This is a genomic window from Nonomuraea sp. NPDC049504 (assembly GCF_040676845.1).
GTDB lineage: Bacteria > Actinomycetota > Actinomycetes > Streptosporangiales > Streptosporangiaceae > Nonomuraea > Nonomuraea salmonea.
Genome location: NZ_JBFAPT010000001.1, coordinates 79,287 through 103,943 on the forward strand (window position 1 = coordinate 79,287; position 24,657 = coordinate 103,943).

Genomic DNA, 24,657 nt, shown 5'->3' on the forward strand with positions numbered 1-24,657 from the left:
ACGGTTGGACCACAACATCTAGTAGTTACACCGATGTAGTTCACCACACCTTGTGTTTCCGTGACCGCTCCATGGGTTCCCGTGGAGTGTGCGTCAGCGTCCCGTCAGGGCGGTTTCTGCGGTGTGTGGTGGCCGCAGGTCTTGGAGGCGAAAAGCGTGCACTGTCCGTTCTGTCGCCACCCTGACACCAGGGTCATCGACAGTCGCTCGACGGACGACGGTGCGGCCATCCGGCGTCGCAGGACCTGTCCCGAGTGCGGGCGCAGGTTCACCACGCAGGAGACCGTACTGCTCATGGTGAGCAAGCGCAGCGGAGTGACCGAGCCGTTCTCGCGTGACAAGGTCGTCGCCGGCGTGCGGCGGGCCTGTCAGGGCAGGCCGGTCAGCGAGGATTCGCTGGCGCAGCTGGGGCAGCGGGTGGAAGAGGCCATCAGGGCGAAGGGCGCGGCCGAGATCCCGTCCAACGAAGTGGGCCTGGCCATCCTGGGGCCGCTGCGGGAGCTGGACGAGGTGGCGTACCTGCGGTTCGCATCGGTATATCGCGGTTTCGAGAGCCTGGCGGACTTCGAGGCCGAGATCAAACAGTTGAAGGCGGAGAAGGGGGAGTCATGACGGAGACGGCCAGCGGTTCAGTGGCGCGCGGGGGCAAGCGTCCGCGTAAGGGCCTGAAGATGAAGCGGATCTTCACCACGCCCGGTGTGCACCCGTATGACGAGATTCAGTGGGAGCGCCGCGACGTCGTCATGACGAACTGGCGCGACGGGTCGATCAACTTTGAGCAGCGGGGTGTCGAGTTCCCCGACTTCTGGTCGGTCAACGCGGCGAACATCGTGACGACCAAATACTTCCGCGGCGCCGTGGGCACGCCGCAGCGTGAGTGGAGCCTGAAGCAGCTCATCGACCGGGTCGTCGGCGTCTACACGAAGACGGGCATCGAGCACGGCTATTTCGCCAGCGACGAGGACGCCGAGATCTTCGACCACGAGTTGAAGCACGCGCTGGCGCACCAGGTGTTCGCGTTCAACTCGCCGGTGTGGTTCAACGTGGGCACGCAGTCGCCGCAGCAGGTGAGCGCCTGTTTCATCCTCTCCGTGGACGACACGATGGAGTCGATCCTGGAGTGGTACAAGGAAGAGGGCGTGATCTTCAAGGGCGGTTCGGGGTCGGGGGTCAACCTGTCCCGCATCCGTTCCTCCAAGGAGCTGCTGTCGAGCGGCGGCACGGCCAGCGGGCCGGTCTCGTTCATGCGCGGCGCCGACGCCTCGGCGGGGACGATCAAGTCCGGCGGCGCCACCCGCCGGGCCGCCAAGATGGTCGTGCTCGACGTCGACCACCCCGACATCGAGGAGTTCATCGAGACGAAGGCGCGCGAGGAGGACAAGATCCGCGCGCTGCGTGACGCCGGGTTCGACATGGACCTGGGCGGCAAGGACATCGTCTCCGTCCAATACCAGAACGCCAACAACTCCGTCCGCGTCTCCGACGAGTTCATGCGCGCGGTGGAGAAGGGCGGCGACTTCGGGCTGCGGGCCCGCCTGACCGGCGAGGTCATCGAGAAGGTCGACGCCAAGAACCTCTTCCGCAAGATGGCCAAGGCCGCCTGGGAGTGCGCCGACCCCGGCCTGCAGTACGACGACACGATCAACGACTGGCACACCACCCCCGAGACGGGCCGCATCACCGCCAGCAACCCCTGCAGCGAGTACGTCCACCTCGACAACTCCTCCTGCAACCTGGCCAGCATCAACCTGCTGAAGTTCCTGAAGGACGACAACTCCTTCAACGTCGCCGACTTCGTCAAGCTGACCGAGCTGATCATCACCGCGATGGACATCTCGATCGTCTTCGCCGACTTCCCGACGGAGAAGATCGGCGAGACGACGCGGGCCTACCGGCAGCTCGGCATCGGCTACGCCAACCTCGGCGCGCTGCTGATGGCGACCGGCCACGCGTACGACTCCGACGGCGGCCGGGCCGTGGCGGGGGCGATCACGTCTCTGATGACCGGTGTGTCCTACCGGCGCAGCGCGGAGCTGGCGGGCGTCGTGGGCCCGTACGACGGATATGCCCGTAACGCGGAGCCGCACAAGCGGGTCATGCGCAAGCACGCGGCGGCCAACGACGACCTGCGCACGGTCGGCACGATGGACGCGAAGATCCACGCCGAGGCGTCCCGCCAGTGGTCGGAGTGCCTCAAGCTGGGTGAGAGGAACGGCTACCGCAACGCCCAGGCCAGCCTCCTCGCGCCCACCGGCACGATCGGCCTCATGATGGACTGCGACACCACCGGCATCGAGCCCGACCTGGCGCTGGTCAAGTTCAAGAAGCTCGTCGGCGGCGGCTCCATGCAGATCGTCAACCAGACGATCCCGCGGGCGCTCAAGCAGCTCGGCTACCAGCAGGAGCAGATCGAGGCCATCGTCGAGTACATCGCCGAGCACGGCCACGTCGTCGACGCCCCCGGCCTGCGCCAGGAGCACTACGAGGTGTTCGACTGCGCGATGGGCGAGCGGGCGATCGCGCCCATGGGCCACGTCCGCATGATGGCGGCCACGCAGTCGTTCCTGTCCGGCGCCATCTCCAAGACGGTCAACCTGCCCGAGTCGGCCACGATCGACGACATCGAGCAGGTCTACCTCGAGGGCTGGCGGCTCGGGCTCAAGGCCCTGGCCGTCTACCGCGACAACTGCAAGGTCGGCCAGCCGCTGTCGGCCGGCGACGGAGCGAAGAAGCAGGAGCAGAAGGCCGAGCAGGCGGCGGAGCCCGAGGTCAAGGTCGTCGAGGTCAACCGGCCGACCCGGCGCCGCATGCCCAACCAGCGGCCCAGCATGACCACCCGGTTCACGGTGGGCGGCGCGAAGGGCTACATGACCGCCTCGTCCTACCCGGACGACGGGCTCGGCGAGGTCTTCCTCAAGATGTCCAAGCAGGGCTCGACGCTGGCGGGCGTCATGGACGCCTTCTCGGTGGCGATCTCCATCGGGCTCCAGTACGGCGTGCCGCTGGAGACGTACATGAGCAAGTTCGTCAACATGCGGTTCGAGCCGGCCGGGATGACCGACGACCCCGACATCCGCATGGCCACCTCGGTGATGGACTACATCTTCCGCCGGCTGGCCCTCGACCACCTGCCCTACGAGGAGCGGGCGGCGCTCGGCATCTTCTCGGCGGCCGAGCGGGCGGCGCAGCAGCGCGGCGAGGACCCGGCGGCGCTGCAGGAGACGGTCGACCGCGAGGCGCTGGCCCAGTCGGCCCCGATCGAGTCGGCCGCCGCCGCCCAGCCGAAGGCGGAGGAGGAGCTGCCGGTCGTCAAGCAGGAGCTGACGCTGGAGAGCCACCAGCGCTTCACGGCCGACGCGCCGCTCTGCATGACCTGCGGCACGAAGATGCGCCCCGCGGGCAGCTGCTACGTCTGCGAGGGCTGCGGCTCGACCAGCGGCTGCAGCTGACCTGGCAGGACGCGTCTGGCGGGTGCGGTTCAGAAACCGGCCGGTGGTGAGCGAATGAGAGAGGGGCCCGGATCTCGATCCGGGCCCCTCTCGGCTTGTCTCAGGAGTCGAGTACGTCGCGCAGGACGTCGGGTTTGTTGCTGATGATGCCGTCCACCTGGTACGTCAGCATGCGCCGCATCGTGTCAGGATCGTCCACCGTCCAGGTGAGGACGTCCATGCCGAGCTGGTGGACGCGGCGTACGTACGCGGCCGTGAGCTCCCCGTACGGCGGGTTGATCTGGTCGGCGAACGAGGCCAGCCCCCGCAGCTCACTCGTCGAAGGCGTGCCCAGCAGCCCGATCGGCACCTGCGGCAGCAGCCGCTCGAACCGGCGCATCGAGTCCCAGTCGAACGACTGCACGACCAGCCGCCCGGGAGCCAGCCACCAGGAGTGGCGGCGCAGCTCGGCGGCGATGCGGGCCTCGATGCCGGGATAGAGGTGCGGCGACTTGACCTCGAGCAGCAGCCCGACGCCCGCGCCGCGCATCTCCTCCAGCGCCTCGGCCAGCGTGGGGACGGGCTCGCCGGTGTACTCGCCGGACAGCCAGGAGCCGGCGTCGAGCTCGCGGATCTGGGCGAGGGTGAGGTCGCCGACATTCCAGGGGGACAGGCCGGGGAAGCGGCGTTCTGCGTCGGTGGTGCGGGTCAGGGTGGTGTCGTGCATCAGGACCAGGTGGTGGTCCTTGGTCTCCTGGACGTCCACCTCGAACATGTCGGCGCCCTGGTCGGCGGCGAGGTGGAGGGCGGAGACGGTGTTCTCCGGCGCGTACGCCGACGCGCCCCGGTGGGCGACGGCGGTGACCGTCGCGGCGAAGGCGGCGCTCGCGGGAGCGGCGGGCGCGAGGAGGGTGAGGGACAGGGAGGTGATGGTCAGGACGGCGAGCCGCTGGAACATGAGTCTCCTCTGGTGGGAAGAGATGACGACTCGACGGTGACAAGGCCTTGTGACGGCGAGTTGAGGGCAGGGTAACCCGGCGGTGCCGCGCAGATGAGCAGAACGCGCGACACCGGCTCACTTCATGGGAAGATCGGCGAGCCACAGATGCGCACGTCAGGTGATATGTCGGCAAAGGCGCGGCCGGCTCGCGGGAGGGCCGCAGGCCGGGTCAGTCGGTGGGGAGCGTCGTTCCGTAGAGGCGGTTCACCCGTAGCCTGATCACCAGGCGCTGGTCGGTCACCATCTGCTTCAGGAACGCCTCCTCGTCCCCGGGCTCCTGCGGCGCCATGGCCAGTAGCTCCCTGCCCACCTCGTCGCCGGGCTCGCTGCTCACCGGCGACAGCTCCGCCTGCCCCTCGGCGACCACGAAGGCCATGAAGTCGTCGCTGGCGACGTAGAGGGCGCAGCGCGGGTCGTTGCTGAGCTGGCGCACCTTGAGCCGGCCGGCGACGGTGGAGATGCGCGCGACGCGCTGCTCAGGGTCCCAGTGGTAGAGGACGGTGGACAAGTGGGGGTGACCGCTGCTCTTGGTGGTGGCCAGCGCGCCGAAGCGCTGTGAGGCCAGCAGGCCGGAGAGCTGCTCGTCCTGCAGGGAGCGAGGCGCGGGCCCGGCACCGGGACCGTAGGTTTCCGACATGCATCAACCTGATGGCTAGATAATGGGAAATATCACCCTATACCGAGCTGTCGGCCGAACGTCTGGACGTCGGAGATCACCCAGTACTCGGCGAACCGCCCGGAACGCGCCCGCAGAATGTCGTGCCCGCTGAAGGCGATCCTGGCGCCCGAAGGAGCCGTCGCCCCGGGCAGCCCGCCCCGATAGGTCCCGGCGAACGTCCACCGCGCCGACACCAGATCACCGTCCACGATCGGCCCCACGTCGAGGGTGACGTCCACGTCCGTGAACGGCTCGTGCGCCTGCCGCAGCGCCTCGGTCAGACCGGCGGGCCCCGAGACGTCCATCCCCGGCCAGTGCCCGGCGAAGTCGGCGGTGACCAGCTCGCCGGCCAGCCCGAAGTCGCCCTTCCACAGCTCCAGCAGCCATCGTCGGTAAAGGTCAGCCAGCATTGAGGCCACCTACCCGGCGAGCTGTAAGTTACAACGCATGAATCTCGCCATCACCAGTGGATACGTTGTGCCCGTCGACGGCGACCCCATCGACGGAGGAACCGTCCTCATCCAGGACGGCAAGATCACCGCGGTCGGCCGCGACGTCAGCATCCCGGAAGGCACCGAGGTCGTGGACGCCGCCGGTAGCTGGGTGCTGCCCGGCTTCGTGGAGGCCCACGGCCACCTCGGCGTGTACGAGGAGGCCGAGGGCTGGGCCGGCCAGGACACCAACGAGATGACCGACCCCAACGGCGCCCGCCTGCGCGCACTCGACGCCATCAACCCGGCCGACCTGGCCTTCGGCGACGCGCTGTCCGGCGGCGTGACCACCGCCGTGATCAAGCCGGGCTCCGGCAACCCGATCGGCGGCCAGACGGTCGCGATCAAGTGCTGGGGCAGGTCGGTGGACGAGATGCTGCTCAAGGAGCCGGTGAGCGTCAAGAGCGCGCTCGGCGAGAACCCCAAGCGCGTCTACGGCGACCAGAAGAAGCTGCCCTCCACCCGCCAGGGCGTGGCCGCGGTGATCCGCGACGCGTTCATGAAGGCCCAGGACTACAAGGCGAAGAAGGCCGCGGCGGCGGACGAGGGCAAGCCGTTCGACCGCGACGGCACGATGGAGACCCTCGTACGCGTGCTCGACGGCGAGCTGCCCTGGTGCCAGCACACCCACCGCGCCGACGACATCGCCACCGCGCTCCGGCTGGCCGACGAGTTCGGCTACCGCCTGGTGATCAACCACGGCACCGAGGGCCACCTGCTGGCCGACACCCTGGCCGAGCGCAACGTGCCGGTTATCATCGGTCCGCTGTTCACCTCCAGGTCGAAGGTGGAGCTGCGGGAGCGCTCGCTGCGCAACCCCGGCATCCTCGACCGGGCCGGCGTCGAGGTGGCGATCACCACCGACCACCCCGTCGTGCCGATCCACTTCCTCGTCCACCAGGCCACGCTGGCGGTCAAGGAGGGCCTCGACAGGACCGCCGCGCTGCGCTCGATCACCGTCAACCCGGCCCGCATCATGGGCCTCGACGACCGGGTGGGCGCCCTGCGGCCGGGGCTCGACGGCGACGTCGTGATCTGGTCCGGCGACCCGCTCGACGTGATGAGCCGCGCGCTGAGGGTTTTCATCTCGGGCCGCGACGTGTATTCGTACACAGACGGTGAGGCCGTGGTGGCGGATCCTTATTACCGGGAAACGAGCGACCGTTAAGCGTGCGTGACGGCCGGGGCGCATAGCCGGTCGTGCAGACGGGAAGAGAGGGCACCACCATGACTGCACCGCCGCTCGCCCAACGGCCCAGCAAGGCCCTGCTGATCGGGCTCGTCGCCTCCGGCCTTATCGCGCTGATCGTCCTCGCCCTGATGCTGTACGCGGGCGGCCCCGTCGGGTTCGGCCTGTCCGCGCTGCTGGGCCTCGCCCCCCTTCCCGTGCTGCTGGCCGCCGTGCTCTCGCTGGACAGGCTCGAGCCCGAGCCGAAGCTCAACCTCGCCTTCGCCTTCGCCTGGGGCGCGGGGGTGGCGATCGTGGCGGGCATCGCGCTGACCCTCGCCGGTCAGGAGCTGTTCAGCAGGGCCGGCTATGCCGCCTCGACCGTCAAGGACGTCGGCTCCGTCGTGCTGGCGCCGGTGATCGAGGAGGCGCTCAAGGGCTCGGCCCTGCTGCTGCTCCTGCGCAGGCGCGCCGAGATCGACGGGCTGACCGACGGCATCGTGTACGCCTCCATGACCGGCCTCGGCTTCGCCACCGTCGAGAACGTCGGCTACTACCTGCTGGCCTTCGGCGAGGACGGCCCCGGCGCCGCGGTCCAGCTCTTCGTGATGCGCGGCCTGATCGACCCGCTCGGCCACCCGATCTACACCTCGATGATCGGGCTCGGCATCGCGTACGCGCTCACCCGCGGCACTCCGGGCAGGTACGCCGCCATCCCGCTCGGCTACCTGGGCGCGGTCGTCCTGCACGGCCTGTGGAACGGCGCCGCCACGACGGGCTCGCTGAACGTGCTCGGCGGCGCCTACCTGGTGATCATGGTGGCGCTCATCGCGCTCATCGTGGTGACCGTGAACGAGCGCCGCCACCTCATCGCCAGGATGGCCCACTACCTGCCCGCGTACCGGCAGACGGGGCTGATCAGCGACGCCGACCTGCGCATGCTCACCACGCTGCCCACGCGCAAGACGGCCCGCAGGTGGGCTAGGGGAGTGGGGCTCGGCCGGGCCATGAGCGACTACCAGCACGCGGCGACCGAACTGACCATGCTGCACGTGCGGGCGGAGCGCAAGCCCATGGACCCGGCGCGGTTCGCGGCCGAGCGTGACGCGTACCTGGCGGCGATGGCGCGCTCGCGCCGCTGGTGAGGGTCAGGCCCTGACGAGCAGCGCGGCCGCGGCGGTGAGCCCGGTCAGCACGATGGCGGCGGCCACGGAGATCAGGGTCCCCTGCGACAGGCCGGCGGCGCCGATCGTGGCCGCGATCCCGGCCGCGCCCAGGGACGAGCCGATGTACCTGGCGGTGTTGTTGGCGCCCGAGCCCATGCTGACGCGGTGGGCGGGCACGCTCTCGATCGCCAGGTGGGTGATGGAGGAGTTGATCAGGCCCGAGCCGGTGCCGCTCACCGCCAGTCCGGCGATGACCAGCGGCAACGACAGCGTGGCGGCCAGGCTCAGCAGCCCGGTGTAGCCGGCCGCGCTGAGCCCGAGGCCGAGTGCCAGGCGGGCGGCGGCGCTCAGGCGTACGTGCCGCGACAGCAGCGACGTCACGAACGACAGCCCCGACCAGACCGCGAACAGCAGCGCCGTGTCCAGCGCGGTCAGCCCGTGCGCCTCCTGCAGCACGGTCGGCAGGTAGCTGAGCAGCCCGACCACCGCCGCCCCCACGACGGTCGCCCCGCCGGTCGCGACCAGGAACAGCGGGCGCCTGAACAGCTCCAGGTCCAGCAGTGGCTCAGGCCGGCGCCGTTCGACCGCGACGAAGGCCGCGATCAGCACCACGGCCGCGGCGAACGCCCACTCCACCACCGGCCGCGACCAGCCCGCCCGGCCCTCGATGACGCCCGCGACCAGCGCCGCCACGCCGAGGGTGAGCAGCACCACCCCGGGCACGTCGAACCGGCGTGGCGCCGCCGCCCGCGACTCGTCCAGCGTCCGCGCCGACACCACGGTCAGGGCCAGCGCGCCGGCCGCCATCAGCCAGTAGGCCGCCCGCCAGCTCGTCGCCGTCGCGATCAGACCGGACAGCAGCGGGCCGGCCGTCGTCCCGAGGCCGATCATGGCGCCGTAGCGGCCGGTCGCGCGCACCCGCTCCGACCCCGCCGGGTACGCGTGTCCCACGATGCCCAGGCTGGCGGCCAGCACCGCCGCGCTCGCCCCGCCCTGCACGAGCCTGGCCAGCACGAACACCGCCACGTTGGGGCTCACGGCGGCCAGCACGCTCGCGGCGGCGAGAACCCAGCCACCCGTCACGAGCACCCGCCTGCGCCCGTGGTCGTCGGCGAGCCCGCCCGCGACCAGCAGCAGCGACGACAGCCCGAGCGCGATCGAGCCGAGGATCCACACCGGCCCTGTCGGCCCGGCGCCCAGCGACCGCGCGGTCTGCGGCAGCGTCGCCATCGGCAGCGAGAAGTTCGTCATGACGAGGAACGGCGCCGACGACGCCACGGGCAGCGTCCATCGCCGCAGGAGGGCTGTCGGTTCGGTCACTGAACTCATGTCGGGCACGCTAGCACGGTTCGGTGAATGAACTAACATGGGGGCCATGGCGCTCGGAAAGACCTACGAAGGCCAGAACTGCTCGCTGGCCAGTGCCCTCGAGGTGATCGGCGAGCGGTGGACGCTGCTCATCGTCCGCGACGCCCTCTACGGCGTGCGGCGCTTCGGCGACTTCCAGGCCCACCTCGACATCCCCAGGGCGGTGCTGTCGCAGCGGCTGGCCGCGCTGGTCGCCGCGGGCATCCTCGAACGCCGCCGCTACCAGGACTCGCCGCCGCGCGACGAGTACGTCCTGACCCCCAGGGGTCGCGAGCTGTGGGTGCCCGTGCTGGCTCTGGCCGCCTGGGGCGAGCGGCACCTGGCCGAGCGCGGCCCGCGCCGGCTGTTCCACCACGTGACCTGCGGCACCCGCCTCGACCAGGTCTCCTTCTGCGCGTCCTGCGGCAGGAACGTCGCGCCTGAGGAGGTGGAGCTCCGCCCGGGCCCCGGCCTGCGCGACGGAGTCGTACGGGATGATCCGGTCAGTCTCGCCCTCCGGACACCACACCGGATGCTCGCCCCCATCTCTGACAAGATGGTGGAAACCCCCGAAGGGAGATCACATGACGTGGACGGAGATCGAGTCGGAGGCTGAGCTGCGCGAGCTGCTGGGGGAGGTCATGCCGCGGGCCGCCACCAAGGACCGGCCCCGCCTGCACCCCCGCGACCGCGAATGGCTGGCGGCCTCGCCCTTCTGCCTGATCGCGACGTCCGACGACACGGGCGCCTGCGACGTCTCACCCAAGGGCGACCCGGCCGGGTTCGTGCACGTCATCGACGACACGACGATCGCGATCCCGGAGCGTCCCGGCAATCGCAGAGCGGACGGATTCCGAAATGTCCTGAAAAACCCGCATGTGGGGTTGATCTTTCTGATCCCCGGGCGGAACGAGACCCTGCGCATCAACGGACGCGCCCGGCTCGTCCGCGAGGCCCCGTTCTTCGACGAGATGATCGTCAAGGGCCACCGCCCGCGCCTCGCGCTCGTGGTCGAGATCGAGCAGATCTTCCACCACTGCGCCAAGGCGTTCCTGCGCTCGGAGCTGTGGAAGCCGGAGACCTGGAACCCCGACGTCCTGCCGTCCAACGCGAAGATCATCAAAGAGGTGCAGACCGTGACCGAGTCGCTCGAAGAGCTCGAGCGCTATTACGGGGAGTCGTACAAGCAGCGGCTGTACGGCTGAGCGTGATCAGGTCCGGGCTGAAGGAGCGGCCCGGACCTGCAGGTTCAGGCGGCGGGAGTGGGCCCGCCGGGAAACCGGATGACGTTTCTGCCGGTGTAGGCGCGCAGGTCGACGACCTTGGCGTCGGCGGGCGGCTTGCGGCGGCGGCCGGCCGCCCGGATGTCGCGGATCTTGTGCCTGGCAACAGCTGGCGGCACCACCGCAAGCCTCTTCATCGTGAGCCCCCCGTGATATTCCTGTTACCTATGTTATCTACAGATACCCCCGTAAGTTCGGTGTAAGGAGCAAGTCAGTAGGGAAGCCGGCGACCTGCCGGTGACCGCAGGTCGAGCTCCAGCGCCGGCCGGGGGCGCCGTTTGGCCGACTTCGTGACTCTGACGCGTTTCATGGTGTTTCCCCCTTCGGAAGCGCGTCTTTCTCCTTTCACGACGCTGCGCCGCGTGTCGCCGGCGACGTCATGACGGCCGGTTGACCTCCGCCATGCGCGCCAACCTAATCGGGGCCGCCCGCCCGCTCAACGCATTTCTACGAAGACGGCAGGGCGATGGTCTCGGCGAGTGATGATTCGTCTCAGGGCCGGGGCCGGATGTGTCGCCCTGGCCTCCTCTTTCGGACCCTACCCCGCACCGGTCACCTCATCGGCCGCCTCATCAGCCCTTGCAGTTGCCCCACGACTTGCGGCCGCCGAACGCCGTGACGCGGTTGTCCGGGTCGCGCGTCCAGCCCGCGTACCGCACGCACTTCCAGGCCCCCTGGATGTGGCCGGTCTCGGCGTAGTAGCGGTAGCGCTGCTCGTCCTCGCTGCGGCCGCCGCCCTTCACCTCGAGGTAGGCGCCGGTGGTCGTACGGGCGCCGGTGAAGGCGGTCTTGATGGCGGCCACGCAGTTCTTGCCGCTGCGCTTGCTGTACATCAGGTAGACGTGGCCGAAGACGGCGCCGCGCTTGGTCTTCATCGCCCGGTGGCCGTCCTTGACGCGGTGGAAGCCCTTACCGCAGACGCGCTCGGGGGTGTACGCGGCGGTTGCCGCATACGCGGTGGAGGGTACGGCGGCGAGCCCTGCGGCGGCCAGCGCGGCCGCGATGAACGTTCGGGTGAGCACGTGGAGCCCTTCTGCGAGGTGTGCATGAGCAAGGATGATCTTTACTGTGCTCTGACCGAAATATCAAGCGAAACCCGTCATGTCGGGAAGCGTGACGAAAAGGCGGAATATGGCGGTCTCTTGGGGAAAAGGGACCACGGAACGGGGTATCCCACGAGCGGATCGACTGACGAGGGGATCACCATGGCCGTCTGCGAGACCTGCGGAAACGACTATGACATGGCCTTCGAGGTGCGCGCGCAAGGAGCGACGCACACCTTCGACTGCTTCCAGTGCGCGATCGAGGCCATGGCGCCCATCTGCGAGCACTGCGGCACCAAGGTCATCGGGCACGGCGTGCAGTCCGGCGAGCACTGGTACTGCTGCGCGCACTGCGCCCGCCAGGAGGGCAGCCAGGGCATCGTCGACCGGGTGATGGCCGGCAGCGCTACCTGACCGCGCGAAAGGAAGCCGCCGCGCCAGGAGCGGCGCGGCGGCGAGGACCTCGCGGGCTCAGCCGGTGAAGCCGATGTCCTCGTACTGGAGGTCGAAGAAGCCGCGCGCCCCCACGTTGGCCAGCGACGCGCGCACGGCCACGAGCTGCGGGCGCTGGTAGAGCGGCAGCACGTTCACCAGCGGCCAGAGCAGCTTGTCGGCCTCGTTCGTCGCCGCCCGCGCCCGAGCCGGATCGAGCGTCTGCGCGGCCCTGCTCATGGCCTGGTCGATCTCGGGCGACCCGGTACGGCCGAAGTTGGCGTTCCAGTTCTGGCCGTTCGTCGCGTTGGCGTAGATGCCGTAGCTGCTGGAGACCGGGAACGGCGTGCCGATGTACGCGAACGGGGTGATGTCGAAGTTGCCGGGGATGACGTACTTGGTGAAGAAGTCGTCGCTCGGCACCGCCTTGATGGAGAGCTTTACGCCGATCTGGGCGAGCATGCTCTGCGCCAGCTCACCCTCGGCCTTACTGATCTGCACCCCCGACGGCACCACGAACCGCAGGTCGAGCGTCCTGCCCTGCTTCTGCCTGACCTGGCCGTTGAGCTTCCAGCCGGCGGCGTCGAGCAGCTGCTTGGCCTTGTCGGGGTTGTAGGCGCCGAGCGCGCCCGCGTTGTCCTGGTAGCCCTCCTGGGTGTTCATGAAGAAGTGGTTGTTCAGCGGGGTGACCGGCCAGTCGAGGCCCTGCAGGTCGGACTGCGCGATGGCCTCCCTGTTGATGCCGAGCTGGATGGCCTGGCGGACCCTGACGTCGGTGAGCAGCGGGCCGGAGCCGTTGAAGGTGAAGTGCCGGAAGTCGGGACCGGCGGCCTGGCGCACCTCGGCACCGGTGGTGGACCTGGCCCGCGCGTAGTCGGGCGCGGACGGGCCGATGTCGATGATGTCGAGCTCACCGTTGCCGAACGCGCTGATCAGGGAGTCCTGCTCGGAGGCGCGGAAGATGATGCGGTCGAGCTTGGACCGCTCGCCCCACCATGCGTCGTCGCGTACCAGGGTGATCGTCTTGGCCGTCTGGTCGAACCCGCCGAACTTGAACGGCCCCGCCGTCACCGGGATCTTGTTAAGCCAGGCGGTGTTGAACGACTCCGCGTCGCGGTTGGTCGCGGCCGGCAGCAGCGGCCCGAACAGCGCCTGCCAGTCGCCGAACGGCCGCGCGAACGTCACCACCACCTCATGGTCGTCCTTGCCCCGCGCGACCTTCTCGATGTCCTGGTAGCCGGTGGAGGAGACGATGCGGTAGTCGGGATCGCGGCCGTTCAGCGCCTGCCACTGCGCCCGGTAGTCGGCCCACGTGATCGGCTTGCCGTCGGACCACTTCGCCTTCGGGTTCAGCCGGTACGTCACCACCTGCTTGGGCTTCGTGCTCGTCACCTGCGCGTCGAGCACGTAGTCGGTCTCTGGCGAGATCTCCGCCTTCTCGTCGGACCTGAACGGCGAGGGCAGCAGCGCGTTGCTGATCACCGCGGCCATCGCGAGATTGCCGTCGACGTGGTTCCTGTTCCACTGGGTCGGGAACTCGTTGATGCCCCAGCGCAGCGTCCCGCCGTCCTTGACCTTCTCGCGCGGCTGCGGGTTGATGTCGAACGCCTTGATCGTCCGCTCGTCACCGGCGCTGTCGGTGGCCCCGGTGCCGCTGCCCTGCTCCTTGCCGCAACCGGCCGGCAGCAGCAGCGTGCCCGCCAGCAGTGCTGACACGACACGATGTGATCGTTTCATCGGCGATTCCCTCCCGGATCGAGCGAGGTCTAGACGACTTCGCGTCTGTCTGCGTAGTGGCAGGCCGCCCCTTGGTCCTCGACGCCCAGCATGCGCACCTCGGGCTCGGCGTCGACGCAGAGCCGGCGCTCCGCGTCGGTCAGTTCGGCGCGGAACTTGGGGCATCGGGTGCGGAAGCGGCAGCCGGAGGGGGGACGGGCGGGGCTCGGCAGGTCGCCTTCGAGCAGGATGCGCTCGCGGGAGCGCTCGCGTACGGGGTCGGGCAGCGGGATCGCCGACAGCAGCGCCTGCGTGTACGGATGCATCGGCGTGCCATAGACCGCCTCCACCCGCCCGATCTCGGCGATCCTGCCGAGGTACATCACCGCCACCCGGTCGGCGATGTGCCGCACGACGGCGAGGTCGTGCGCCACGAACAGGTAGGACAATCCGAGCCTGGTGCGCAGCGAGTCGAGCAGATTGATCACCCCGGCCTGGATCGACACGTCGAGCGCCGAGACCGGTTCGTCCAGCACCAGCAGCCGGGGCTCCAGCGCGAGCGCCCTGGCGATGCCGATGCGCTGGCGCTGGCCCCCGGAGAAGTCCTGCGGGTAGCGGGCGGCGTGGGAAGGGTCGAGGCCGACGAGTGTAAGGAGCTCGCCGACCCGGCGGGCCGGCTCGGGCCTGCCGTGCGTGCGCAGCGGCTCGGCCAGGATGTCGTGCACGGTCATGCGGGGGTCGAGCGAGGCCAGCGGGTCCTGGAAGACGACCTGCATGTCGCGGCGGATCTCGGTGCGCTCGGCCCTGGTGAGGTGCGCGGTGTCGTGGCCGAGCACGACGACGGAGCCCTCCTGGGGCGCGGCCAGCTCAAGGATCTGCGTCAGCGTGGTGGTCTTGCCGCTGCCCGACTCGCCGACCAGGCCGAACGTCTCGCCCTGCCGGATGTCGAAGCTGACGCCGGCCACCGCGTGCACGGTGCCCACCCGGCGCTTGAAGACCGCGCCCTTGAGCAGCGGGTAGTCCTTGACGAGGTGGCGCACCTCCAGCACCGGCCGTTCGCCGCGCGCCCGCAGCCGTACGCCCTCCTCCGGAGCGGCGTGCCTGCCGGGGGGCCTGGGATGCACCTCCTGCCAGCGGATGCAGGCCGCCCGATGGCCCTCGCCGACGTCGTACAGCGGCGGCTCGGCGGCGTCGCACTCGTCGATGCGCATCGGGCAGCGCGGCGCGAACGGGCAGCCGGGCGGCAGCTCGGCGGGCGAGGGCGGGCTGCCCTCGATGGGCGTCAGCGGCTGCCTGGCGCCGGTGTCGACGCGCGGGATCGAGCCGAGCAGACCCACCGTGTACGGCATCCGCGTCCGGTAGAAGACGTCGTCCACGCCGCCCACCTCGACGGGCCGGCCGGCGTACATGACGAGCACCCGGTCGGCGAACCCGGCCACCACCCCCAGGTCGTGGGTGATCATGATGATCGCGGCGCCGGTCTTGGCCTGCGCCCGCTTGAGCACCTCCAGCACCTGCGCCTGCACGGTGACGTCGAGCGCCGTGGTCGGCTCGTCGCAGATGATCACGTCGGGGTCGTTGGCGATGGCCATCGCGATCACCACGCGCTGCCGCATGCCGCCGGAGAACTCGTGCGGGAAGGCCAGCGCCCGCTCCGACGGGTGCGGGATGCCGACGAGGTCGAGCAGCTCGACGGCCTTGACCAGCGCGGTCTCCTTGCTGACCCGCTGGTGCACGCGGACGGCTTCGGCGATCTGGTCGCCCACCCGGTAGACCGGGGTGAGCGCGGACAGCGGGTCCTGGAAGACCATCGACATGGTCTTGCCGCGGAAGGCGTTGAGCGCGCGGTCGGGGGCGCCGATCAGCTCGCGGCCGTGCAGGCGTACGGAGCCGGTGACCCGGGCGCGGGGTGGCAGCAGGCCCATCACCGCGGCGCAGGTCAGCGACTTGCCGGAGCCCGACTCGCCGACGATGCCGAGCACCTCGCCAGGACGTACGGCGTAGCTGACCCCGCGGACGGCGGGCACGCCGCCGAACGACACGGTGAGGTCGCCGACCTCCAGCACCGGTTTCATCGCGCCCCCCGGGACGAGGACGGGTCGAAGGCGTCGCGCAGCGCGTCGCCGACGAGGTTGACCGCCAGCACCGTGACCACCAGCAGCCCGGCCACGAACCAGAACGTCCAGGGCGCGTAGACCGCGGTCTTGGAGCCGTCGGCGATGAGCGTGCCGAACGACACGTCGGGCGGCTGGATGCCGAACCCGAAGTACGACAGCGAGGTCTCGGTGAGGATGGCGCTGCTGACGTTGAGCGTGGCGTCCACGATGAGCAGCGAGGACAGGTTGGGGATGATGTGGCGGAAGATGATCCGCACCGGCGGCACGCCCATGTAGCGGGCGGCCTGCACGAACTCGCGCTCCTTGAGCGAGATCGACATCCCGCGCACGATCTTCGAGGTCACCATCCACAGGAACAGCGCCAGCATGATCACGAACAGCGGCCACTGGCCGGAGCCGAACAGCGGCGACAGGATCGCCAGGATGAGGAACGCCGGCAGCACGAGCAGCAGGTCGGTCAGCCAGCTCAGCGCCCGGTCGGTCCAGCCGAGGAAATAGCCGGCGAACGCGCCCACGACCGCCGCCAGCGCCGTGGACACCAGCGCCGCCAGCAGCCCCACGACCAGCGACTTCTGCATGCCGCGCAGAGTGACGGCGAAGACGTCAGAGCCCGTTTGGAGCGTTCCGAACCAGTGACGCGCCGACGGCGGCTGCAGGAACGCGGTGAAGTCCTTGTCGGTGTAGGTCCACGGGCTGAACAGCGGCCCCACGAAGGCGAGCAGGAACATCAGCGCCAGCACCGCGAACCCGATGCGCCCCTGCGCGGAGCGGAAGAACCGGCCGGCGACCACCCGCGTCCTGGACGGCGCCCTGGTCAGCGTGCCGTCGGACAGCTCTTCCGCCAGTTCCTCCTCCGACAGCGTCATCCGGCCCGCACCCTCGGGTCGAGCGCGGCGTGCAGCAGGTCGGCGGCCAGTGAGGCGCACAGCACGGCGATGGCGGCCAGCAGCGAGATGGCGGCCACGGTGTTGACGTCGTTGCTGAAGATCGAGTTGATCAGCTGCTCGCCCAGACCGTGCCAGCCGAAGATCTTCTCGGTGAACGTGGCCCCGGTCAGCAGCGCGCCGAAGGTGAACGCGAAATAGGTCACCACCGGGATCATCGCCGTGCGCAGCGCGTGGCGGGTCAGCGCCTTGCGCCTGCTCAGCCCCTTGGCCCTGGCGGTGCGGACGAAGTCGGCGTCGAGCACGTCGAGCATCATGTTGCGCTGGTAGCGGCTGAACACCGCGATCAGCCCGACCGACAGCGAGATCGTCGGCAGGATCAGGTGTTGCAGCCGGTCGACCACGTGCCCCCAGAAGCCGGTGGTCAGGCCGTCGCTGTATTCGCCGCTGACCAGCAGCACCGGCCGGCCGAACAGGTCCTCGTTGGCCCACGACGCCACCAGGATCAGCATGTTGGCCAGCACGACCACGGGGATCGCCAGCACCAGGAACGACACGCCGGTGGACAGCCGGTCGAACCAGCCGTACTGGCGGACCGCGGCCAGCGCGCCGGTGAGCACGCCGAGCAGGCTGCCGCACACCAGGCCCAGGATGACCAGCCGGAACGTCACGCCCATGCGGCGCTTGAGATCCTCGTTGACCGGCGAGCCCGCGACCGTCTTGCCGAAGTCGCCGTGCAGCACCCCGCCCGCCCACGTCGCGTAGCGCTGCAGCAGCGGCGTCTTGTCGTTGAGGTTGAGCGCCGTGAGCTGGGCGTCCACGACGCCGGGCGGCGGCTTGGGCGTGCGGTCGGCGTAGTTGGAGCGCGGGTCGAGCGCCATGGCCGCCAGCAGGTAGGCGAGACTGGCGGCCACGACGACGAGCACGGCGTAGTTGAGCAGCCTGCGGGCCAGGAACCCCGCCATCGCTCCCCCTCCTACGCGGCCACAGATACGACACGCCACCGAATGTGGCCCATCGTAGTCATATAGCTACACGATGTGAGGGGCGCGGCGCACCTGATGCGTCAAAGAAAGTCAGCGCCCGGCTCTCAGCGTCCGGCCAGCTCATCCACCGCCGTGCGGACGTCCTCACTGGTGATCGTGGTGAGGTCGGCCGCGCTGGCCGAGCCGCCGCGCGCCGCGTGCGCGGCCAGCCGCACGTCGCGGCGCATGGCCGCGCGCTCGAACAGCGAACGCGCGAAGCGGCCGTTGCCGAGCCCGTCGATCAGCCGCTCCTCGCACACCCAGGCGAACACCTCGTCGAGCCTGCTCAGCGCCTCGTCGTCGAAGGTGTCGCCGGACTTCTCGGCCAGCAGCACCGCGATCTGCGACAACTCGGCGGGTGAGTAGCTGGGGAAGGCGACGCGCTGGTTGAAGCGGCTGGCCAGACCGGGGTTGGTGGCGAGGAAGGCGTCCATCTCGCGCTCGTAGCCGGCCAGCACGATGACGAGCCGGTCGCGGTCGTCCTCGGCCCGCTTGAGCAGGGCCTGAACGGCCTCGGCGCCGAACGCGTCGCCGCCCTGGTAGCCGGAGTTGACCAGGCTGTAGGCCTCGTCGATGAACAGCACGCCGCCGAGCGCCCGGTCGACCAGCTCGTTGGTCTTGATCGCGGTCGAGCCGAGGTGCTGGCCGACCAGGTCGGCGCGGTGCGCCTCGACGACGTCGGGCCTGGCCAGCAGGCCGAGCGCGGCGAAGACGCGGCCGAGCACGCGGGCCACCGTGGTCTTGCCTGTGCCGGGCGGGCCGGTGAAGACGAAGTGGCGCATCTGCTGCGGCGTGGGCAGGCCGCGCTCCTGGCGCATCCTGGCCACCTGGAGCTGGGCGGCGATGGCGTGCACTTGCCGCTTGACCGGGGCGAGCCCGGCCATCCTGTCGAGGTCGGCGAGCGCCTCCTCCAGCGTGGGCGTGGCGACGTAGCCGCGGAAGCGGGCGGTCAGCTCGTCGAACGCCTTGGTGACGTCGGGCGTGGTGGTGGTGACGAGGTCCTGCGTGGTCGGGGTGCCGCCGGCGCCCACCACGCGCACGTCGCGGGCCTGCGCGGCGGCCTCGACCAGGCTGCGCGCGAAGCGGGCGTTGCCCAGCTCGTCGACCAGGCCGCGGCGGTGGACGTCCTCGTAGAGGCCGAGCAGCGCGCGCCGGGTCTCGGGCGCCATCGTGTCGCCCCTGCGGCGCTGCAGCAGCTCGGTGACCTCGACCAGCTCGGCGGGGGAGTAGCCGGGGAAGCGCACCCGGGTGGCGAACCTGCTGGCCAGCCCGGGGTTGCTGGACAGGAACGCGCTCATCTCCTGCTCGTAGCCGGCCAGGATGATGATCAGCCGGTCGCGGTCGTCCTCGGCCCGCTTGAGCAGGGTCTGCACGGCCTCGGCGCCGAACCGGTCGGGCTGGCCGTCGGAGGAGTTGACCAGCCCGTACGCCTCGTCGATGAACAGCACGCCGCCGAGCGCCCGATCGACCAGCTCGTTGGTCTTGATCGCGGTCGCGCCAAGGAACTCGCCCACCAGGTCGGCCCGCTGCGCCTCGACGACGTAGGGGGTCTCCAGCAGGCCGAACGCGTAGAAGATCTTGGCGAGTGCGCGGGCGACGCTGGTCTTGCCGGTGCCGGGCGGACCGACGAAGACGAAGTGCCTGGTGGGGCGGCCGGTGGTGTAGCCGGCCTCGGCGCGCAGGCGGCCGGCCTCGATGGAGGCGGCGATCGAGCGCACCTGCTCTTTGACCGGCTGCAGGCCGATCATGCTCTCCAGCTCGCCGAGCGCCTCCTCGACGGAGATCTGCGGCGGCGCGCCCTGCTTGTCCTGGGGCGATTCGGGCCGGCCCTCGCGCACCCGTACGCGGACCTGCTGCTCCTCCGCGGCGGCGGCCTCGGCCTTGACCCGGCGGGCCACCAGGAACCGCTGCACCAGCACGGCCGCGGCGGCGGCGTACGCGACCCAGACCGCGGCGCCGTCGGACACGGGTGAGATCGCGGCGGCGAGCACCCCCGCGGGGGCGAGCGCCGTCAGCGTGGTCAGCCACGGCGTCACCCAGCGGATCAGGTGGGCGGCCCCGGCGACCGGCAGGGAGAGCGCGACCATGAGGTGCACGGTGAAGGCGCCGGTGGGGAACAGCGTTGTGAAGACCACCAACGCCAGCGCGACCCAGCCCGCGACGACCAGTGCGGTCGCGGCGGCCCTGGGGAAGCGCATGGTCAGCGCCACGAAGGCGAGCAGCAGCACCACCACGGGGAAGGCATCCATAAGCTGCCAACCAAGTGCCGCGCCGACGCCCATGGCGGCCACGAGCACGACCGCGTAGAGGACCCGGCGCACGGCCGGGGGAATCTGGAAATAACGCAGCCGAACCTTTTCGAACAGATCCCGCGCCGCGGCCTTCCCCGCGGTCTGGGTCCTGCCGGACTCACGCATCACGCCTCCCCGGTCCGCCCCCGGTTATACCGCACCAGGCCGACAGTTGGGCGGTCCTGACACGCTAGGTGGAGGTCACGAAAAGGGCTATCCGGCGGCCGAGCTCGGCGCCCGCGTCCTCTTGCAGGAAGTGCCCCGCCTCTTTGATCTCGGGATGCCGCAGGCCCGCGGCGCCGCGCAGCGACCTCTTGAGCACGGGCGCCATGCCGCCGGTGATCGGGTCACTGTCGGAGAAGGCCACCAGCACCGGCCGGTCGAGCGTGGTGAGGATCTCCCAGGCAGCGCGGTTGGCGGGCGCCGCGGGGTCGTCGGGCGTGTTGGGCACGAGACCGGGCATGGCGCGCGGCCCCGCCTTGTAGGACTCGTCGGGAAACGGCGCGTCGTAGGCCGCCCGCACCTCGGGCGCCAGCTTGGTCGTGCAGCCCGCCTGGATCAGCCGGGCGATGTCCAGCACCGGCGCCTTGCGGACCGCGTCCCTGAACCGGTGCCACACCTCGGGCATGGGAATGTCACCCGTCGGCAAGCCCGTGTTGGCCGCGACGATCCGCGCCACCCGGCCGGGGTGCTCGGCGGCGATGCGCAGCCCGATGAGGCCGCCCCAGTCCTGGCCGGCGATCGTCACGCCGGTCAGGCCGAGCGCGTCGAACAGCAGGGCCCTGGTCCACTCGACGTGCCTGGCATAGCTGTGGCCGGTCTGCTCGGCGGGCTTGTCGGAGCGGCCGAACCCGATCAGGTCGGGCGCGATGGCGCGCAGCCCCGCCGCGGTCAGCTCGGGAATGACGTGCCGGTAGAGGAAGGACCAGCTCGGCTCGCCGTGCAGCAGGACGACGGGCTCGCCGTCGGCGGGGCCCGCCTCGACGTACGCCATCCGCAGCCCGTCGCCGACCTCGGCGTAGCGCGGCTCGTAGGGGAAGTCGGGCAGTCCGGCGAAGCGCTCTTCAGGGGTGCGCAGAATCCGCATAGAACAACATTCTACTCAGCGGCGCTGGTGCCGCCCGGGGAACTCGCCGACGAGCACCTGCTTGGGCGTCACCCACAACACGTCGGAGTCGGCCTGCGCCACGCCGCGCACCTCCACCCAGAACCGCCGCTGCAACGGGTCCGCGGCGAACACCGCCACGCGCGGGTCGTCCTCGATGGCCTGCCACGCCTCGGTCTCGGCGATCAGCCGCAGCTCGCCGGCCGAGGTGACGGTCGCCACCGCGCCGGCGACGCGGGGCCCGAGCGCGTCGCCGTACGACAGGACGATGCTGCGGGCGTAGGAGAAGGTCTGGCGGACGTCGGAGTCGAGCGGGACGGAAGGCTCCGCGCCCATCGGCAGATCGCACATGAGCATCGAGGAGCGCCACGGCCCGGGACCGCCGCGCCACCAGGCGAGCAGCGCGCGTCCCGCGAACACCGCCGCCGCCGCGAGCAGCGCCCCCAGCCCGGCGCGCCACGCCCACGCCTGCCCCAGCAGCCCGCCCGCCGCGCACGCCACCGCGCCCAGCACCACCAGCGCCGACGCGACGGCCAGCGCCCTGTCACCCTGCCCTCGCGCCCGCAGATACCCCCGCACCAGCGGGTACGGCACCGCGACGGCGGCCACCACCGCCCGCGGCTCCACCACCAGCGCCCCGGCCACCAGCGTCACCAGCACCGACCACGTCCTGCCGAGCACGATCCACAGCAGCACGCCGGTGTTCCGCCTGGCCGCCCGCTCGGCCGCCCGCGCGGGCAGCGTCCCGGCCAGCGCGGGCAGCGGACGCCCCCGCCACGTCTCCGCCAGCGCTCGTACGCCCGCCAGCGCCGGCCAGCTCAGCACCACGTAACCGGCCAGCCCCGCCCACACCGGGTCGAAGGCGCGCGGCAGAGCCGGTACGGCGCCCAGCAGCAGCCAGGCCGCGAACGCCGGCACCGCCAGGGCCGCCGACACCACCGACCCCCCGAGCCAGGGGTCCCGGCGCAGCATCGCCTTCGCGTACGACCAGACCGCCACCCGCCGCGCCTGCCGGACGGTGAGCGGCACCAGCAGCACCAGCACCGCGAACCCGCCGAGCCGCGCCTGCGCGCCCCAGTCCAGCAGCAGCGCGCACGCCGCGACGGCCAGCGTGGCCACCGCGAGCAGCAGCCTGACCTGGCGCGACCAGACCTCCAGCGCCCGCCTGGCCCGCCCTGTCTCGCGCGGCCCGACAGGCCAGGCCGGGTCGTGATGGGCGCGCGGCGGATCCCACCGCAGCAGGGCCAGGCCCAGGTTGACGCGGGCCTGCGGGTCTTCGGGGTCGAGCGCGAGCGCCGCCCGGTACGAGCGCGCCGCGCGTACGTGCTCGCCGCGCAGCAGCGCCAGGTCGCCCAGCATGACCGCGGGCCCCGGCTGCTCGGGCGCGAACTTCCCGGCCAGGATCGCGTGCTCCACGGCCTCCTGCCAGCGGCCGGGAACCCGGCGCAGCACGGCGGCCAGGCGCAGCCGGGCGGGCCACGAGCCGCGCGAGAGTTCCACGGCCCGCTCGGCGGCGGGCAGGGCGTCGGCGTCGCGGCCGAGCCGCTCGTGGGCGAGGCTGATGAGCCGGTAGGGCCACTCGGCGCCCGGCTCGCGGTCGGCGGCGTTCTTGGCGGCTTCGAGCGCTGACTCGGGGCGGCCGGCGTTCAGCCTGGTCACGGCCTCTTCGCACCATTCGCGGGAGGACCGGTCGGAGGGATGGGTGGTTGTGTCACGTCCTTCGGTCCCCACACGTACCATGATCGGCTCCGATCCGAGCGATGGATAGATGCCGACATATGGCTGTATCTCTCTAGAGAGGTCGGGGGCGGCCGTGGATCGTCCGATACCGCTATGACAAGTGCCTGACATGGCCTAAGCTGCCACGCAAGCCGGAGCGCCGGAGCCAGGACACCCCACCGCGCTTCCGCCCCCGGTCGATTACCAGCACGTGCGGGCCCTGTGATTCGGATCGGCCTGCAAGGAGGCCCATGACCGTCACACAGGCCGCACCCCTCGTCCGCGTCGCCGACCGGGATCCTCGTGACCGCCGCTGGTCCATCCTGGTGCTGCTCTGTCTGAGCCTGCTGCTCATCACGGTCGACGCGACCGTTCTGCACATCGCGGTGCCCGCGCTCACGGCCGCGCTCGAACCCTCCGCGGTGCAGCTCCTGTGGATCATCGACATCTACTCGCTGGTCGTCGCGCCGCTGCTGATCATGTTCGGCACGCTGGGGGACAAATACGGCCGCAAGCGGCTGGTGCTGTGCGGTTTCGTGCTGTTCGGGGTGGCCTCGGCCGGGGCCGCGTTCGCCCCGACGCCGCTGACCCTCATCCTCGCCAGGGCGCTGCTCGGCGTGGGCGGCGCGATGATCATGCCGGCCACGCTGTCGCTGATCCGCCAGGTCTTCACCGACCGGCGCGAGCGGGCCATCGCGCTCGGCGTCTGGAGCGCGGTCGCCGCCGCAGGCGCCGCCGTCGGGCCGCTCATCGGCGGCGTGCTCGTCGGCCTCTGGTGGGGCGCGGTCTTCCTCATCAACGTGCCGATCCTGCTGGTGCTGCTGCCCGCCGCCGTACGCCTGCTGCCCGAGTCGCGCGAGCGCCCCGACCGGCCATGGGACGTCGCCAGCGCGATCCTGTCGGTGCTCGGCATCCTGGCGCTGGCCTTCGGCCTGAAGGAGGCCGGCTCCGGCAGCCTCATGCCGCTGTGGGCCTCGGTGCTGGTGTTCTTCTCCGGGGTGGGGCTGCTCGTGGCGTTCGTCCGCCGCCAGACGCGGCTGCGCGAGCCGTTCCTGGAGGTCGGCCTGTTCCGGCGGCGGTCGTTCACCACCGGCGTCACCGGCGTGCTGCTCGGCGTGTTCGCGCTGGTCGGGCTGCAGCTCATGCTCGCCCAATACCTGCAGCTCGTGCTCGGCGACAGCCCGGTGCGCGCGGCGCTGCGCATGCTGCCCCTGGTCGCCTCGGCCATCGCGGGCGGTCTCGCCGCCGCCCACATCCTGCCCAGGATCGGCATGCGGGCCACGATGAGCGGCGGGCTCGGCCTCGTCGCGTTCTCCCTGACCCCCACGCTGACCTGGGGCGTCGAGGGGCATCCCGTGATGCTCGCGTGCTGCTTCGTGGGCATCGGCTTCGGCGTGCAGGTGGCGCTGCTCGCCGCGTCCGACACGATCATGGCCGCCGCCCCCGAGTCGCAGGCGGGTGGCGCGGCGGCGATCGAGGAGACCGCGTACGAGCTGGGCGCCGGACTCGGCGTGGCGGTGCTCGGCACGATCACCGCCATCGTCTACGCCCCCGGGCTCCCGTCCGTCCCCGGTGTGCCGGCGGGCGGCATGGACGAGGCCCGCCAGTCGCTCGCCTCGGCCGCCCACGTCGCGAACCAGCTCGGCGGCCAGACCGGCGGCGCGCTGCTCGACGCCGCCCGGTGGGCCTTCGTCAACGCCCTGCACACGACCGTGGTCGTGAGCGTCGTCCTGCTCGGCCTGACCGCCGTCGTGGTGGCCATGCTGCTCAGCCGTGATTGAGGT

At 70.8% G+C, this 24,657-nt stretch carries 21 protein-coding genes; 8 read left to right on the forward strand and 13 right to left on the reverse strand.

Translation table 11 applies throughout. From position 1 onward, the window contains the following. The first annotated feature begins 156 nt into the window (after positions 1–156). The gene (gene nrdR, locus AB0K28_RS00350; protein ID WP_043614619.1) at positions 157–612 is read left to right on the forward strand and encodes a transcriptional regulator NrdR; all 456 of its coding nucleotides are present in this window, start codon (positions 157–159) and stop codon (positions 610–612) included. After that, positions 609–3,449, forward strand: a complete 2,841-nt coding sequence (locus AB0K28_RS00355) for a vitamin B12-dependent ribonucleotide reductase (RefSeq protein ID WP_364363227.1) — start codon at positions 609–611, stop codon at positions 3,447–3,449. The genes nrdR and AB0K28_RS00355 overlap by 4 nt, the downstream gene beginning before the upstream one ends. Before the next feature lie 100 nt (positions 3,450–3,549). On the opposite strand, the gene AB0K28_RS00360 is transcribed toward AB0K28_RS00355, so the two are convergent. From AB0K28_RS00360 to AB0K28_RS00370, 3 genes are all read right to left on the reverse strand, one after another. After that, on the reverse strand, positions 3,550–4,386 hold the full coding sequence (locus AB0K28_RS00360; protein WP_364363230.1) for a glycerophosphodiester phosphodiesterase family protein: 837 nt from the start codon (positions 4,384–4,386) through the stop codon (positions 3,550–3,552). A gap of 211 nt (positions 4,387–4,597) precedes the next feature. Continuing rightward, positions 4,598–5,065 (reverse strand): TIGR03618 family F420-dependent PPOX class oxidoreductase, encoded by a 468-nt coding sequence (locus AB0K28_RS00365; protein ID WP_364363233.1) that lies wholly within the window; start codon positions 5,063–5,065, stop codon positions 4,598–4,600. Positions 5,066–5,097: 32 nt separating this feature from the next. After that, on the reverse strand, positions 5,098–5,496 hold the full coding sequence (locus AB0K28_RS00370; RefSeq protein WP_345387758.1) for an ester cyclase: 399 nt from the start codon (positions 5,494–5,496) through the stop codon (positions 5,098–5,100). A gap of 37 nt (positions 5,497–5,533) precedes the next feature. Between AB0K28_RS00370 and AB0K28_RS00375 the strand changes: the two genes are divergently transcribed. Next, complete coding sequence (locus AB0K28_RS00375) at positions 5,534–6,745, forward strand: amidohydrolase (RefSeq protein ID WP_345387756.1); 1,212 nt, start codon at positions 5,534–5,536, stop codon at positions 6,743–6,745. 59 nt (positions 6,746–6,804) lie between these two features. Then, a complete protein-coding gene (locus AB0K28_RS00380; RefSeq protein WP_364363238.1) occupies positions 6,805–7,890 on the forward strand; it encodes a PrsW family intramembrane metalloprotease in 1,086 nt (361 codons plus the stop codon). Positions 7,891–7,893: 3 nt separating this feature from the next. On the opposite strand, the gene AB0K28_RS00385 is transcribed toward AB0K28_RS00380, so the two are convergent. Beyond that, the gene (locus tag AB0K28_RS00385; RefSeq protein WP_364363241.1) at positions 7,894–9,240 is read right to left on the reverse strand and encodes an MFS transporter; all 1,347 of its coding nucleotides are present in this window, start codon (positions 9,238–9,240) and stop codon (positions 7,894–7,896) included. Positions 9,241–9,286: 46 nt separating this feature from the next. On the opposite strand from AB0K28_RS00385, the gene AB0K28_RS00390 reads away from it, so the two are divergent. Further along, positions 9,287–9,874: a helix-turn-helix domain-containing protein gene (locus AB0K28_RS00390; protein WP_364363244.1), complete on the forward strand. Its 588-nt coding sequence runs from the start codon at positions 9,287–9,289 to the stop codon at positions 9,872–9,874. Beyond that, entirely contained in the window at positions 9,843–10,463 is a 621-nt protein-coding gene (locus AB0K28_RS00395) for a pyridoxamine 5'-phosphate oxidase family protein (RefSeq protein WP_364363247.1), read from the forward strand. The genes AB0K28_RS00390 and AB0K28_RS00395 overlap by 32 nt, the downstream gene beginning before the upstream one ends. Positions 10,464–10,507: 44 nt before the next feature. Here AB0K28_RS00395 and AB0K28_RS00400 read toward each other — a convergent pair whose 3' ends face one another. Together AB0K28_RS00400 and AB0K28_RS00405 are read right to left on the reverse strand one after the other, a co-directional pair. Further along, a complete protein-coding gene (locus AB0K28_RS00400; RefSeq protein ID WP_364363250.1) occupies positions 10,508–10,678 on the reverse strand; it encodes a hypothetical protein in 171 nt (56 codons plus the stop codon). Between the two features lie 435 nt (positions 10,679–11,113). Continuing rightward, positions 11,114–11,563: a hypothetical protein gene (locus AB0K28_RS00405; RefSeq protein ID WP_364363253.1), complete on the reverse strand. Its 450-nt coding sequence runs from the start codon at positions 11,561–11,563 to the stop codon at positions 11,114–11,116. Positions 11,564–11,746: 183 nt separating this feature from the next. On the opposite strand from AB0K28_RS00405, the gene AB0K28_RS00410 reads away from it, so the two are divergent. Further along, entirely contained in the window at positions 11,747–11,998 is a 252-nt protein-coding gene (locus AB0K28_RS00410) for a hypothetical protein (protein ID WP_364363256.1), read from the forward strand. Between the two features lie 57 nt (positions 11,999–12,055). Here AB0K28_RS00410 and AB0K28_RS00415 read toward each other — a convergent pair whose 3' ends face one another. The 7 genes from AB0K28_RS00415 to AB0K28_RS00445 all read right to left on the reverse strand — a co-directional run bounded on the left by AB0K28_RS00415 (position 12,056) and on the right by AB0K28_RS00445 (position 22,813). Next, the gene (locus tag AB0K28_RS00415; RefSeq protein ID WP_364363259.1) at positions 12,056–13,732 is read right to left on the reverse strand and encodes an ABC transporter family substrate-binding protein; all 1,677 of its coding nucleotides are present in this window, start codon (positions 13,730–13,732) and stop codon (positions 12,056–12,058) included. A gap of 50 nt (positions 13,733–13,782) precedes the next feature. Continuing rightward, positions 13,783–15,807, reverse strand: coding sequence for an ABC transporter ATP-binding protein (locus AB0K28_RS00420; RefSeq protein ID WP_364363262.1), 2,025 nt, complete (start codon positions 15,805–15,807; stop codon positions 13,783–13,785). Then, positions 15,804–16,715 carry an ABC transporter permease gene (locus AB0K28_RS00425; protein WP_364363265.1) on the reverse strand — a complete coding sequence of 304 codons (912 nt, stop codon included), beginning with the start codon at positions 16,713–16,715 and terminating at the stop codon, positions 15,804–15,806. The genes AB0K28_RS00420 and AB0K28_RS00425 overlap by 4 nt, the downstream gene beginning before the upstream one ends. Then, positions 16,712–17,698, reverse strand: coding sequence for an ABC transporter permease (locus AB0K28_RS00430; protein ID WP_364363268.1), 987 nt, complete (start codon positions 17,696–17,698; stop codon positions 16,712–16,714). Before AB0K28_RS00430 ends, AB0K28_RS00425 begins: the two co-directional genes overlap by 4 nt. A gap of 125 nt (positions 17,699–17,823) precedes the next feature. Continuing rightward, positions 17,824–20,175, reverse strand: a complete 2,352-nt coding sequence (locus AB0K28_RS00435; RefSeq protein ID WP_364363271.1) for an AAA family ATPase — start codon at positions 20,173–20,175, stop codon at positions 17,824–17,826. A 64-nt stretch (positions 20,176–20,239) separates the two neighbouring features. Beyond that, complete coding sequence (locus AB0K28_RS00440; RefSeq protein WP_364363274.1) at positions 20,240–21,136, reverse strand: haloalkane dehalogenase; 897 nt, start codon at positions 21,134–21,136, stop codon at positions 20,240–20,242. A 15-nt stretch (positions 21,137–21,151) separates the two neighbouring features. Continuing rightward, positions 21,152–22,813 (reverse strand): tetratricopeptide repeat protein, encoded by a 1,662-nt coding sequence (locus AB0K28_RS00445; RefSeq protein WP_364363277.1) that lies wholly within the window; start codon positions 22,811–22,813, stop codon positions 21,152–21,154. Between the two features lie 311 nt (positions 22,814–23,124). On the opposite strand from AB0K28_RS00445, the gene AB0K28_RS00450 reads away from it, so the two are divergent. Continuing rightward, positions 23,125–24,654 carry an MFS transporter gene (locus tag AB0K28_RS00450; RefSeq protein ID WP_364363280.1) on the forward strand — a complete coding sequence of 510 codons (1,530 nt, stop codon included), beginning with the start codon at positions 23,125–23,127 and terminating at the stop codon, positions 24,652–24,654. The last annotated feature ends 3 nt before the right edge of the window (positions 24,655–24,657 follow it).

Coding starts and splice junctions, on each gene's coding strand:
- AB0K28_RS00355 (WP_364363227.1), top strand. CDS start 609: ATGACGGAGACGGCCAGCGGTTCAGTGGCGCGCGGGGGCAAGCGTCCG.
- AB0K28_RS00360 (WP_364363230.1), bottom strand. CDS start 4,386: ATGTTCCAGCGGCTCGCCGTCCTGACCATCACCTCCCTGTCCCTCACC.
- AB0K28_RS00365 (WP_364363233.1), bottom strand. CDS start 5,065: ATGTCGGAAACCTACGGTCCCGGTGCCGGGCCCGCGCCTCGCTCCCTG.
- AB0K28_RS00370 (WP_345387758.1), bottom strand. CDS start 5,496: ATGCTGGCTGACCTTTACCGACGATGGCTGCTGGAGCTGTGGAAGGGC.
- AB0K28_RS00375 (WP_345387756.1), top strand. CDS start 5,534: ATGAATCTCGCCATCACCAGTGGATACGTTGTGCCCGTCGACGGCGAC.
- AB0K28_RS00380 (WP_364363238.1), top strand. CDS start 6,805: ATGACTGCACCGCCGCTCGCCCAACGGCCCAGCAAGGCCCTGCTGATC.
- AB0K28_RS00385 (WP_364363241.1), bottom strand. CDS start 9,240: ATGAGTTCAGTGACCGAACCGACAGCCCTCCTGCGGCGATGGACGCTG.
- AB0K28_RS00390 (WP_364363244.1), top strand. CDS start 9,287: ATGGCGCTCGGAAAGACCTACGAAGGCCAGAACTGCTCGCTGGCCAGT.
- AB0K28_RS00395 (WP_364363247.1), top strand. CDS start 9,843: ATGACGTGGACGGAGATCGAGTCGGAGGCTGAGCTGCGCGAGCTGCTG.
- AB0K28_RS00400 (WP_364363250.1), bottom strand. CDS start 10,678: ATGAAGAGGCTTGCGGTGGTGCCGCCAGCTGTTGCCAGGCACAAGATC.
- AB0K28_RS00410 (WP_364363256.1), top strand. CDS start 11,747: ATGGCCGTCTGCGAGACCTGCGGAAACGACTATGACATGGCCTTCGAG.
- AB0K28_RS00420 (WP_364363262.1), bottom strand. CDS start 15,807: ATGAAACCGGTGCTGGAGGTCGGCGACCTCACCGTGTCGTTCGGCGGC.
- AB0K28_RS00425 (WP_364363265.1), bottom strand. CDS start 16,715: ATGACGCTGTCGGAGGAGGAACTGGCGGAAGAGCTGTCCGACGGCACG.
- AB0K28_RS00430 (WP_364363268.1), bottom strand. CDS start 17,698: ATGGCGGGGTTCCTGGCCCGCAGGCTGCTCAACTACGCCGTGCTCGTC.
- AB0K28_RS00435 (WP_364363271.1), bottom strand. CDS start 20,175: ATGCGTGAGTCCGGCAGGACCCAGACCGCGGGGAAGGCCGCGGCGCGG.
- AB0K28_RS00440 (WP_364363274.1), bottom strand. CDS start 21,136: ATGCGGATTCTGCGCACCCCTGAAGAGCGCTTCGCCGGACTGCCCGAC.
- AB0K28_RS00450 (WP_364363280.1), top strand. CDS start 23,125: ATGACCGTCACACAGGCCGCACCCCTCGTCCGCGTCGCCGACCGGGAT.